This window comes from Paenarthrobacter sp. 10L412 (genome assembly GCF_056395565.1).
The window spans coordinates 54,741-66,325 of the sequence record NZ_JBFTJT010000007.1; the positions used below are offsets into that span (position 1 = coordinate 54,741).

Annotated in this window: 8 protein-coding genes; 6 read left to right on the forward strand and 2 right to left on the reverse strand. The window is 59.0% G+C overall.

The window, feature by feature from the left end:
- The first annotated feature begins 9 nt into the window (after positions 1–9).
- A complete protein-coding gene (locus AC1DD7_RS10570; RefSeq protein WP_477514927.1) occupies positions 10–1,095 on the forward strand; it encodes a 4-hydroxy-3-methylbut-2-enyl diphosphate reductase in 1,086 nt (361 codons plus the stop codon).
- A 76-nt stretch (positions 1,096–1,171) separates the two neighbouring features.
- Here the strand turns inward: AC1DD7_RS10570 and AC1DD7_RS10575 are convergent, their stop codons facing one another.
- A complete protein-coding gene (locus tag AC1DD7_RS10575) occupies positions 1,172–2,419 on the reverse strand; it encodes a DNA recombination protein RmuC (RefSeq protein ID WP_477514928.1) in 1,248 nt (415 codons plus the stop codon).
- A 110-nt stretch (positions 2,420–2,529) separates the two neighbouring features.
- On the opposite strand from AC1DD7_RS10575, the gene ychF reads away from it, so the two are divergent.
- From ychF to AC1DD7_RS10600, 5 genes are all read left to right on the forward strand, one after another.
- Positions 2,530–3,615, forward strand: coding sequence for a redox-regulated ATPase YchF (gene ychF / locus AC1DD7_RS10580; protein WP_477514929.1), 1,086 nt, complete (start codon positions 2,530–2,532; stop codon positions 3,613–3,615).
- Positions 3,616–5,110: 1,495 nt separating this feature from the next.
- Entirely contained in the window at positions 5,111–6,796 is a 1,686-nt protein-coding gene (locus AC1DD7_RS10585; protein ID WP_477514930.1) for a peptide ABC transporter substrate-binding protein, read from the forward strand.
- Between the two features lie 124 nt (positions 6,797–6,920).
- Positions 6,921–7,850: an ABC transporter permease gene (locus AC1DD7_RS10590; RefSeq protein ID WP_477514931.1), complete on the forward strand. Its 930-nt coding sequence runs from the start codon at positions 6,921–6,923 to the stop codon at positions 7,848–7,850.
- Positions 7,840–8,784, forward strand: a complete 945-nt coding sequence (locus AC1DD7_RS10595) for an ABC transporter permease (protein WP_477514932.1) — start codon at positions 7,840–7,842, stop codon at positions 8,782–8,784. Before AC1DD7_RS10590 ends, AC1DD7_RS10595 begins: the two co-directional genes overlap by 11 nt.
- A gap of 10 nt (positions 8,785–8,794) precedes the next feature.
- Positions 8,795–10,507, forward strand: a complete 1,713-nt coding sequence (locus AC1DD7_RS10600) for a dipeptide ABC transporter ATP-binding protein (RefSeq protein WP_477514933.1) — start codon at positions 8,795–8,797, stop codon at positions 10,505–10,507.
- A 112-nt stretch (positions 10,508–10,619) separates the two neighbouring features.
- Here AC1DD7_RS10600 and AC1DD7_RS10605 read toward each other — a convergent pair whose 3' ends face one another.
- Complete coding sequence (locus AC1DD7_RS10605; RefSeq protein WP_477514934.1) at positions 10,620–11,471, reverse strand: SGNH/GDSL hydrolase family protein; 852 nt, start codon at positions 11,469–11,471, stop codon at positions 10,620–10,622.
- Between the last annotated feature and the right edge of the window lie 114 nt (positions 11,472–11,585).

Here is an 11,585-nt window from a genome sequence, read left to right on the forward strand (position 1 = left end):
CATGGAGGGATGACCAGCACAGCAGTTTCCATTCCGATGCCCACGGTGCCCCGCAGACGGCGATCACCGGAAGAGGTTCAGGCGGCGGCGCCGGTTACTGGACCCAAGAAGGTTCTGCTGGCGGCTCCCCGTGGCTATTGTGCCGGCGTAGACAGGGCTGTCATTGCTGTCGAGAAAGCCCTGGAACACTACGGACCACCCGTTTATGTCCGCAAGCAGATCGTCCACAACGTGCACGTCGTCAGCTCCCTCGAAGAGCAAGGCGCCATTTTCGTCGAAGAAACGGATGAGGTTCCTGAAGGCGCTTTGGTGATCTTCTCGGCACATGGCGTGTCTCCTGCTGTGGTCCAGTCCGCCGAAGACCGCGGTCTTCGCACCATTGACGCCACCTGCCCCCTTGTCACCAAGGTCCACCGTGAAGCTGTGCGCTTCGCCAAGGAGGACTACGACATCCTGCTCATCGGCCATGAGGGCCACGAGGAAGTCGAAGGAACAGCCGGCGAGGCCCCGGAACACATCCAGATCATCAACGGCCCTCACGAGGTAGACAAAGTCACCGTGCGGAATCCCGAGAAGACCATCTGGCTCTCGCAGACCACCCTGAGTGTGGACGAGACCATGGAGACCGTCCGACTGCTTAAGGAGCGGTTCCCCACGTTGCAGGACCCGCCCAGCGACGACATCTGCTATGCCACCACCAACCGCCAGGTGGCCATCAAGAAGATCGCTCCACAGGCCGATCTGGTCATTGTGGTGGGTTCGGCGAACTCGTCCAACTCGGTGCGCCTCGTTGAAGTGGCACTTGAGTATGGGGCACGGACCTCATACCGCGTGGATTTCGCGAACGAGGTGGATGAAAGCTGGTTCGAGGGCGTGGCCACGGTGGGTGTGACCTCCGGAGCTTCCGTCCCGGAAGTGCTGGTTCAGGACGTCCTCCGGCTCTTGGCGGACTACGGCTATGGCGAAGTCCAGGAAGTGGTCACGGCTGAGGAAGACCTTCTCTTCTCTTTGCCGAAGGAGCTGCGGGCCACCCTCAAGGAAGCTGGCGACGTGAGCCGGGCCCTTGGTGGCCGCGGGAACCGTGCTACGTCCTAGACGTACTTTTGGATGTATTTAGCAGGCCCGCTGTGGCAGCAACCCTTTGGGAAGCTGCCACAGCGGGCCTGTCCTTTTAAGCCGCAGACTCCTCTTGGGCTGCTGAATCCTGGGAGTCCAGGGCAAGCAGCTCGGGAGCAGCCAAGGCCCGGGGGACTGCTTCCACGGACATGGGTGCGGCGAGTCCGGCGTCGTCCATGGTGTTGAGTTTTCGCGCCGTGGGAAGTACGCGTGCTTCCAGTGTGCCTACCATCGCGTTATAGCGATCCACAGATGTCTTCAGCGAACTTCCGAGCTTCCCGACGTTTTCGCCCAGCGTGCCCATCCGTTCGTAGAGCTGCTTGGCCAGTTCGAAGAGTTCGTGGGCGCTGTCCGTCAGGACATCCTGCCGCCACGTGAAGGCGACGGACTTGAGGACCGCCAGCAGTGTTCCTGGCGAGGCCAGGACGACGTTCCGGGAAAGGGCGTACTCCAACAAAGCGGGATCGGCTTCAAGGGCTGAAGCCAAAATCGACTCTGCGGGGAGGAAGCAGATGACGAGCTCCGGGGAGTTGCCCGGAATGTCCCAGTACTTCTTGGCTGCGAGGGCATCGATGTGGGCTTTGAGTGCCTTGGCGTGCTGTGCCAGGAGCGTCTTGGAATCCTGGTTGGCCGTTGGCCCAACCGATTCACCCATGGAGCCTTCACCGTGTACCTGTTCCTGCGCCGCCAGATAGGACGCCAACGGGACCTTGGCATCCACCACAAGTTGCTTGCCGCCTGGCAATTGCACCACAAGGTCCGGACGCAGGGTGTTCTCGCTCCGGCCGGTGTGTACTTGCTCGTGGAAGTCCACGTGGCGGAGCATCCCGGAGGCTTCGACAACCCTGCGCAACTGAACCTCGCCCCACTGACCGCGGGCGCTGTTGGATCGTAGTGCCGAAGCAAGGGCATGTGTGGAGCGTAGAAGCTGTTCGTCGGACAACCTGGCGTCCTGAAGTTGCTGTGCCAGCTGACCATATTGCTCCACCCGGTCGCGTTCCAGGAGCGAGACCTGCTGCTGTACCGCAGTGAGCTTCTCGGCCACGGGCCCCAAGGCCCGCAGCACGCTGCCGTCTGAGGTCCTTGAATCACTCAGCTCCCGGTTCTGTGCGAACAGAAGCCGGCGTTCGGCGTCGGCTGCTGCGAGCTGGGCAGTTACCTCCGAAAGGCGCGACGAAACGGCGTCGAAGTCCTCCTCCAAGCCGGCCGTCCGGCGACGAAAGACCACATATGCACTGCTGAGGCCCACTGCCGCTCCGATCAGCAGCATGAGCAATGCCAAAACAAATCCAAATCCATCCATGTGGCAACCCTGTCATAGGGGTCCGACAGTTTTAGCGCAGGGCAGTTGACGGCGTTGCCTTCAGGAGCGAACAAGCACGGTCATCGCGGCAACGGGTAGAATAAATGCTCGTGGCTCTTACTATTGGCATCGTCGGACTGCCCAACGTCGGCAAATCAACTCTTTTCAACGCACTGACCCGCAACCAGGTGCTTGCTGCGAACTATCCGTTCGCAACGATCGAACCGAACGTTGGTGTCGTTAACCTGCCGGATCCCCGTCTGGCCAAGCTGGCGGAGATCTTTGGTTCCCAGAAGTTGCTTCCCGCTCCTGTGTCCTTTGTGGACATCGCCGGTATCGTGAAGGGTGCCTCCGAGGGCGAAGGCCTGGGCAATAAGTTCCTGGCCAACATCCGCGAGGCAGAGGCCATCGCACAGGTTGTTCGGGTCTTTGACGATCCTGATGTCATCCACGTCGATGGCAAGGTTGATCCGCGCTCCGACATGGAGACCATCAACACCGAGCTGATCCTGGCAGACCTTCAGACCATCGAAAACGCGATCCCGCGTATCGAAAAAGAAGTCAAGATCAAGAAGCGCGACGCTGCCGAGCTCGCTGCCATCAAGGCTGCCCAGGCAGTTCTGGAACGCGGCGACACCATCTTCTCTTCCATCAAGAGCGACAAGTTGGAGATGGGGCACCTCAAAGAGCTCGGACTTCTCACTGCAAAGCCCTTTATCTACGTCTTCAACGCGGATGAAGGCATCCTTGGTGACCAGGAAAAGCAGGACGAGTTGCGTGCCCTGGTGGCTCCGGCAGATGCCGTATTCCTGGACGCCAAGCTCGAATCCGACCTCGTTGAACTGGACGAGGAAGAAGCCCGCGAAATGCTGGAAATGAACGGACAGAGTGAATCCGGCCTGGACCAGTTGGCACGCGTTGGTTTCCACACCCTTGGCCTGCAGACCTACCTCACGGCCGGTCCCAAGGAAACCCGTGCATGGACCATTCGTCAGGGCGACACCGCGCCCCAGGCCGCCGGCGTGATCCACTCTGACTTCCAGCGCGGCTTCATCAAGGCCGAGGTTGTCTCCTTCGATGACCTCATCGAGGCCGGTTCAATGGCCGAAGCAAAGTCCCGCGGCAAGGTCCGCATCGAAGGCAAAGAGTACGTCATGGCCGACGGCGACGTGGTGGAGTTCCGCTTCAACGTGTGATTTGGTCTTCGCCGGTTGCCAAAGTTGCGCGTACATTCGGCCTTGCGTCCGCCTTTCGGCTGACGCAAGGCCGCTGAGTCGTCATGAGAGTTGCTGTCCTCTAAGTCACACGACTCTCCTTTGTAAGCCGAACTACGGTACATTTGACGAGACTAGCTGGGAAAGTTAGGGAAAAGAGGGGGCTTCACATGACAACTCACGCATTCGGGCGCGAGAACGCAAAGCATGCGGCACCCACCTCTCTCAAATGGCTCAAGTCGCTGGCCTTTCAAGGCCGGCGATCCGAGACTTTCTCGGAGTACGTGAATCGCGTAGATTCCGTGCTGGATAGCCCGGAAATCGTCACTAAAGCACGGGCTCTACAGCCTACTCGCAAGCTGCCCCGGCGCTAAGCGCTTAGTTGTCTGATTGGGTTGATGCCGAGTTTGAACATCGGCAGTATCTTCAGCGCTTTGTCTGTTCACCGCACCCGTACCGCCGGCTCAAGAAGTTACTGAGACATGGTCTCACCGCCGGCACCGAAATATGGTCGTCGCGAGTCCAGAGCCTGGTGCGAGATCTTGAGCCGCGCCTCCTAAACCCGTGGGTCCTTACGCTCCGGTGGGATGACAGTCGTAAGCTGGTTGAGGCCGTGGGCTGTTACCGGACCGCGTGGAATCCCAGCGGAATTCATGATGTGAACGTCTACCTTCTTGCTACCCACCGAGATATGTGGGGGAGGGGCCACGGCCAAGCAACTCTAGATCGCATCTGGGATGAGGTTGGTCTAGCAAGCCTGGAGCAAACCGTGACTGTCAAGGTCGTCATGAAGGCAGATGTCCACAATCAGAACGCTCGATGCAAGAAACTCCTTGTCAAGAATGGCTGGTCATTTCTGGAGGACAACCCTGACGGGGTGCACGAAGTGTGGGCAGTTGTAGCCGATTGAGCTTGTGGCGCCGTTGAAGTCTCGTCACGGCCCGGTTACCAGCTGACCTTAATAAGCCGCACTTACCAGTTGTTCACTGTGGAAAATCTGGCAGCGCTGTTCCCGGTGAGCCGATTTACTTGGTCCGCAGAGGGGCGATTCACGGCAACTTCAGCCAAGGCCGGATGGCTCCAGGAATCAGCATGCCGAACGGCCCACTACTGCAGGAACGTACACTGAGTGCGTTCCGCTTCAGGTCAAAAGCCAGATGGCGCCTTCGGCGGCGAAATTGTAGAGGGTCTCGGTTCAGAGCATGAACCGAGGCCCTTTTTTGTGCCGAAAAACGGCTTGTCCTGCTGTCAGACAGCGAATATTACCACCCAGTAGCTTTTGACTTGAAATCCCCGCCGATTTAGGCATGTAGAGGTTGCGGAACGGTTACAGTTTGGCCAGCGAGTCCCAACATCCGGACACAATGTGGGTAGGCTTACACACACATGTAGGCAACGTCACAGTAGGAAACTGTGTCTGCGCCTGGGGGTCATCACAAATTTCCCCTGATCAACTCCACGACTCATAGGAGGCGGAATGCGTTTCTCGCGCACTTCCAAAGCTCTAGGCGTAGCGGCGATAATCGCCCTCGCAGTGACCGGTTGCGGCGGCGGCTCCGGCAGCAACAATGGACCCAGCCAGTCCGGCGGCGATCCCAACAAAATCATCACCGCATACAACAATGAACCGCAGCACCCGCTGCTGCCGGCTAACACCAATGAGGCGTACGGGGCCCACGTAGTCGAGCTGCTCTTCGAAGGTCTTCGTACCTATGACCCCAATGGCAAGGCAATCAATGCCTTGGCAGAGTCCATCGAATCCTCCGACGCCCAGAACTGGACAATCAAGGTAAAGAAGGGTTCGAAGTTCACGAATGGCGAAGAAGTCACGGCAAAAACCTTCGTAGATTCCTGGAACTTCGCCGCAAATTCCAAGAATCTCCAGACGAACAGCTTCTTCTTCGAGTCCATTGAGGGCTATGCCGATGTCAGCGCTGTTAACGAAACCACTTCCGCCGACGGCAAGAAGACATCCACTCCCGCTCCTAAGGCCGACAAGATGTCTGGTCTTGTTGCCACCGATGACTCGACGATCACCGTCAAACTTTCCCAGCCCGAGGCCGACTGGTCGCTTCGGCTGGGCTACTCCGCCTTCTTCCCGCTGCCCTCGGCAGCGCTGGCTGATCCCACGGCCTATGGCGAGAACCCCGTTGGCAACGGTCCTTACAAGTTTGCCAAGACAGGCGCCTGGGTTCATGACCAGTCCATCTCGTTGGTCAAGAACACCGACTACAGCGGTCCCCGCGAAGCCAAGAACGGCGGCGTGACCTTCAAGTTCTACACTGATCCGGGTCCCGCGTACACCGACCTTCAGTCCGACAACCTGGACGTCACTGACGTCCTGCCGTCCAATGCGCTGAAGACCTTTGTCACGGACTTCCCTGACCGTAACGCTGCGAAGCCTGTCGCCACCAACGCCACGCTGAACATTCCGCAGTACAACGCCAACTTCCAGGGTGAGGCCGGAAAGCTCCGCCGAGAGGCCCTGTCATACGCGATCAATCGCGAAGAGATCACCAAAGTGGTCTTCAGCGGAACCCGCTCGCCGGCAAAGGCGTTCGTACCGCCGGTCATCGACGGCTTCAAGGAGAACATCCCCGGTAGCGAAGTCCTGAAGTTTGACCCCGCAAAGGCGAAGGATCTTTGGGCGCAGGCTGAAAAGATCAAGCCCTATGACGCTTCCAAGCCCCTTCAGATTGCATCCAACACTGATGGTGGACACAAAGAATGGATTGACGCAGTTGCGAACGGCTTCAAGAACAACCTTGGTATCCAGGCTGAAATCCAGCCATTCGCCAAGTTTGCTGAAGTTCTGGACCTCCGCAAGTCGCAGTCCCTTCCGGGCCTGACGCGTGCTGGCTGGCAGGGCGACTACCCCTCGCTCTACAACTTCCTTGGACCGGTTTGGGCCACGGGTGCATCCTCGAACTACGAGAAGTACTCGAACCCCGAGTTCGACAAGCTTCTTAAAGAAGGTCTGGCCGCCAAGTCCACAGCCGAGGCGAACGACAAGTTCAACAAAGCACAGGAGATTCTCTTCAAAGAACTTCCCGGACTGCCGCTGTGGGACTACACCGTACCGATTGTGTGGAGCAACAACGTCGTGAAGGCTGAAACAGGCTGGAATGGCGCAATTCTCTACTACAACATCACGGCCAAGTAGTCTCAGGATCTAACTTACCGCCAGGATATGGGGGTCCGGTTTCGCGGCCGGGCCCCCATTTGCCTGCACGGTAGGAAGGCAAATATGAAACCGCATTCTTTCAATCAGGAAGGCAGGTGATCCCGTGGTCCGTTATATCTTGCGTCGGCTCCTCCAAGTGATCCCCGTCTTCCTAGGCACCACGCTTTTGGTGTATTACATGGTGTTCGCCCTCCCGGGCGACCCTATTGCGGCGCTCTTCGGTGACCGCCAGCCACCCCAGTCCGTGATCGACGCCTTACGTACCCAGTACAACCTGGATCAGCCCTTCTGGGTGCAGTACGGGATTTTCCTGAAGAATTTGTTCACCTTCAACTTGGGCAATGACTTTACAGGTCAGCCGATTGCAGCGACGCTGGCACGGGTCTTTCCAGTAACCGCCATGCTCGCCATCGAGGCACTCATCATCCAGGCTGTTTTCGGTGTAGCTTTCGGTGTCTTTGCTGGCCTCCGCCGTGGCAACTGGTTTGACTCGACCGTCCTTGTCGCGTCCTTGGTTGTTATCGCAGTTCCAACTTTCGTTCTCGGCTTCGTCTTCCAACTGGTGTTCGGAGTCCAGCTGGGATGGGCAAAACCGACAGTAGGAGCGAATGCGGACTGGGGGAACCTGCTGTTGCCCGCAGTGGTCCTGGGCCTCGTGTCGTTTGCGTATGTCCTCCGTCTGACCCGTGCATCCGTGAGCGAGAGCATGAACGCCGACTACGTGCGGACTGCTACCGCCAAGGGCCTCTCCCGGCCACGCGTCGTGTTGGCCCACATCCTGCGCAACTCGCTAATTCCGGTTGTCACATACCTGGGCGCCAACCTTGGCGGTCTCATGGGTGGCGCCATTGTCACCGAAGGAATTTTTAATGTTCCTGGCGTAGGAAACAAGCTTTACCAAGCTGTCTTGCGGAGTGAGGGGCCCACCATCGTTTCAATCGTCAGCGTCTTGGTGCTGGTGTTTGTCGTGGCGAACCTGCTCGTCGATCTCCTGTACGCATGGCTGGACCCGAGGATTCGTTATGACCAATAAGCATAGCCATTTCGTGGCACCAATCGAAGAAACCCCCTTGCTGGCTACGGATACGGTGAAGACCGATCAGGCGCCACTGAGCCTTTGGGCCGATGCCTGGCGGAAACTACGACGGCGTCCGCTGTTCATTATTTCGGCACTGCTGATTCTGGCTCTCACTGTTATCGCCCTCTTTCCCAATCTGCTATCCAGTGTTCCCCCGAACAACGGCTGTGAATTGGCCAATTCTGAGGGCCCTCCCTCCGCGGGCCATCCCTTCGGGTTCACCTTCCAAGGCTGCGATATATATTCGAGGGTTATCCACGGAACCCAGGCGTCCCTTTCGGTCGGTGTTCTGTCCGTTCTTTGCGTCCTGATCGTCGGCGTGACTTTCGGCGCTCTGGCAGGCTACTACGGTGGCTGGCTGGACACAGTACTAGCGCGACTCGGTGATATCTTCTTCGCTTTGCCCTTGATCCTTGGTGCCTTGGTCATCACGCAGCTGCCGGTATTGCGCGAAAACAAGAGTGTGTGGACTGTGGTGTTGGTTATTGCTCTCTTGGCCTGGCCGCAGATGGCGCGTATCACGAGAGGTGCAGTTATAGAGGTCCGAAATGCCGACTTCGTGACTGCTGCACGTGCACTCGGTGTCTCAAGGTTCAGCGCGTTGGTAAGGCACGTCCTTCCAAACGCATTGGCACCAGTGATTGTGCTGGCGACCCTGGAACTGGGCGTCTTTATTGTGGCTGAAGCGACGTTGTCGTTCCTTGGCATTGGTTTGCCCGAAGGAATCATGTCGTGGGGCCATGACATTGCGGCCGCCCAGTCATCCATCCGTACCAGGCCAGAGATTCTGCTCTATCCAGCTGCGGCTTTGTCCATCACCGTCCTGAGCTTCATCATGCTTGGCGACGCCGTCCGCGATGCTCTTGATCCCAAGAGCCGTCAGCGCTAAGGAGGCGAATATGACATCTGCCAACATCAGAATTGCTGAAGAAGAGACGGCCCAAGTACGTCCGATCCTTGAGATCAGGGACTTGGCCATCACCTTCAAGACCGGCTCCGGAGATGTGAAGGCCGTTAAGAACGCCCACTTGACTATCATGCCCGGTGAAACCGTCGCGATCGTGGGGGAATCCGGTTCGGGAAAGTCAACGACGGCTCTTGCTGCCATCGGTTTGCTGCCCAACAATGGACGGGTATCCGGCGGGCAGATTCTCCTCGACGGAGAAGACATCGCACATGCCCCCGAGAGGCGCATGATCGAACTCCGCGGCAGCCATATCGGTATGGTTCCGCAAGATCCAATGTCCAACCTGAACCCCGTCTGGAAGATCGGCTACCAGGTTCGGGAGACTCTTAAGGCGAACGGCCGGCCTGATGGACCTGAGGATGTTGCGCGTGTTCTTGCCGAGGCAGGCCTCCCGGATGCCGCCCGACGCGCGAAGCAGTATCCGCACGAGTTCTCCGGCGGTATGCGCCAGCGGGCTCTCATCGCTATCGGCCTGAGTTGCCAGCCGAAGCTTCTGATTGCGGATGAGCCTACCTCGGCATTGGACGTCACCGTCCAGCGCAAAATCCTGGATCACTTGGACAAAATGACCACGGAGCTCGGTACATCGGTGCTGCTCATCACGCACGACCTCGGCCTTGCTGCCGAGCGCGCGGACAAGGTAGTCGTTATGTACCAGGGCAACGTTGTGGAGGCGGGTCCTTCACTGGAACTGCTGCAGAACCCGCAGCACCCCTACACGAAGCGACTCGTGGAATCGGCGCCCTCGCTCGCCTCCCGCCGCATTCAGGTGGCGAAGGAGCGGGGCGTGGAAGCCAGCGACCTGTTGGCTCCCGTAGCGGCTGTTCAATCGCGGGCAGCGGACGAGGTCCTGCAGATCCGAAACCTGCGCAAGATCTACAAGCTGCGGCAGGGCCTCGGCCAGACCTCGGACTTCGCTGCAGTGGACGACATCAGCTTCGACGTTAAGCGCGGAACCACTACGGCGATTGTGGGGGAGTCCGGCTCGGGTAAATCCACTGTTGCCAAGATGGTCCTCCAGCTGGAGAAGCCCACCGAGGGCCAGATTGTGTTCGACGGCGTCGACACTGCTGGACTCAAAGGCAAGGACCTCTTCAAGTTCCGGCGGCGGGTACAGCCGATTTTTCAGGATCCTTACGGCTCCCTGGACCCGATGTACAACATCTTCCGGACCATCGAAGAGCCTCTCAGGGTGCACAAGATCGGAAATGCAGCTAGCCGCGAGAAGAAGGTTCGCGAGCTGTTGGACCAAGTGGCGCTGCCTCAAGCGACAATGCAGAGGTACCCGAACGAGCTTTCAGGTGGCCAGCGACAACGCATCGCCATTGCCCGTGCCTTGGCCTTGGATCCCGAAGTGATCATCTGTGATGAGGCCGTTTCCGCGTTGGACGTCCTCGTCCAGGCGCAGGTGCTGAACCTTCTCGCGGATCTTCAGGACAACCTTGGTCTGACGTACTTGTTCATTACGCACGACCTCGCCGTTGTGCGCCAGATCGCAGACCACGTCTGCGTCATGGAAAAGGGCCAGCTTGTAGAAACGGGCAGCACGGACGATGTCTTCGACAACCCGCGCGAGGCCTACACGCAGGCCTTGCTGGACGCCATTCCTGGCGGTTCGCTGCTGCTGCCGCCCGCGGTGGCCTGACCGGCGTCGTACTCTCTGCTGAGGAGACAACAGCAAGAGCCGGTGGTTCCCACGAAAAGGAACCACCGGCTCTTGCCGTTAACGCCTTCATAGCCGGGCCCCACAACGGCCCCTATTCGGGAGAAACCGAAGCGTCGGTGTCCGGGCGGGCTGTCAAACCAAGTGCGCCCAGCTCCCGCGCCAGAACACTGCCCAACTTCGCGTGCCCGGATGGCTTGAGGTGGACGCCGTCCTGAAGGTCGGCAACGGCATCGTACCGGGTCAACCAATCGCCCGCGCTGACAAACGGGATCGCTTGCTTGGCAGCGATCCGGCCAAGGAGCGCATCCACCTCGGACCGGCGGCCGCCACCGTTGTCGGCTCCACGGGCCAGTGTCCCGATCATTGCCAGCCGGGCACCGGGATAGCGCTTCTTGAGCGCAGCGAGGAGCCGGTCGGCATTACTCGTGATCTGGGCGTCAGTGGCCTTTTGTGAGGCGTCGTTGCCGCCACCCTGGACCACGATCAGCGGCGGATCTCCGTAGGGCAGCAACCAATCTCCACGCTGGAGTGCGTCGATGTAATTGCCCGTCTTGCCGTTGGAGGCCACGAACCCCGTGCCACCCATGCCCACGACGTGCAATTTGTATCCAAGCGCGGCGATTCCCCTTTGCGGCCATGAGTCCTTGGGCATGGCCTGGGAATCGCCAATCAATACGGCCGTGTGGCGCACGTCTGCCAGGACCACTTCGTCGCGGTTGTTCGCCGGATTCCTGTAGAGCGAGCCCACTGGCAGATCCAGGGCACTCGGGGTGGGCGCTATCGTTCGGGGTTTGTCTGCTGCGGACGTCTCTCCGGGAACGGGCGCAGCTGAGCGCGAGGGCGTGGATGGTGGGGTTGCTTGGTTTGGTCCGCAGCCGACCACAAGAACGCCAACGGCGATCAAGGGTGCGAGCAGGCGGAACGCGGCCGAGGCTTTGCGCATCGTTGGTCTCCGTATAGCACTGGTTCTGCAGCAATCATGGGGCAAAGGAAACAGAAAATCCAGCATCTTGACTGCCGGTTACTAAAGCGTGATGTTCTGTGATGGACACCACAA

What these genes read in the sequence shown, in the direction of transcription:
- AC1DD7_RS10570 (WP_477514927.1), top strand. Translation starts at nt 10, where the DNA reads ATGACCAGCACAGCAGTTTCCATTCCGATGCCCACGGTGCCCCGCAGA.
- AC1DD7_RS10575 (WP_477514928.1), bottom strand. Translation starts at nt 2,419, where the DNA reads ATGGATGGATTTGGATTTGTTTTGGCATTGCTCATGCTGCTGATCGGA.
- AC1DD7_RS10585 (WP_477514930.1), top strand. Translation starts at nt 5,111, where the DNA reads ATGCGTTTCTCGCGCACTTCCAAAGCTCTAGGCGTAGCGGCGATAATC.
- AC1DD7_RS10595 (WP_477514932.1), top strand. Translation starts at nt 7,840, where the DNA reads ATGACCAATAAGCATAGCCATTTCGTGGCACCAATCGAAGAAACCCCC.
- AC1DD7_RS10600 (WP_477514933.1), top strand. Translation starts at nt 8,795, where the DNA reads ATGACATCTGCCAACATCAGAATTGCTGAAGAAGAGACGGCCCAAGTA.
- AC1DD7_RS10605 (WP_477514934.1), bottom strand. Translation starts at nt 11,471, where the DNA reads ATGCGCAAAGCCTCGGCCGCGTTCCGCCTGCTCGCACCCTTGATCGCC.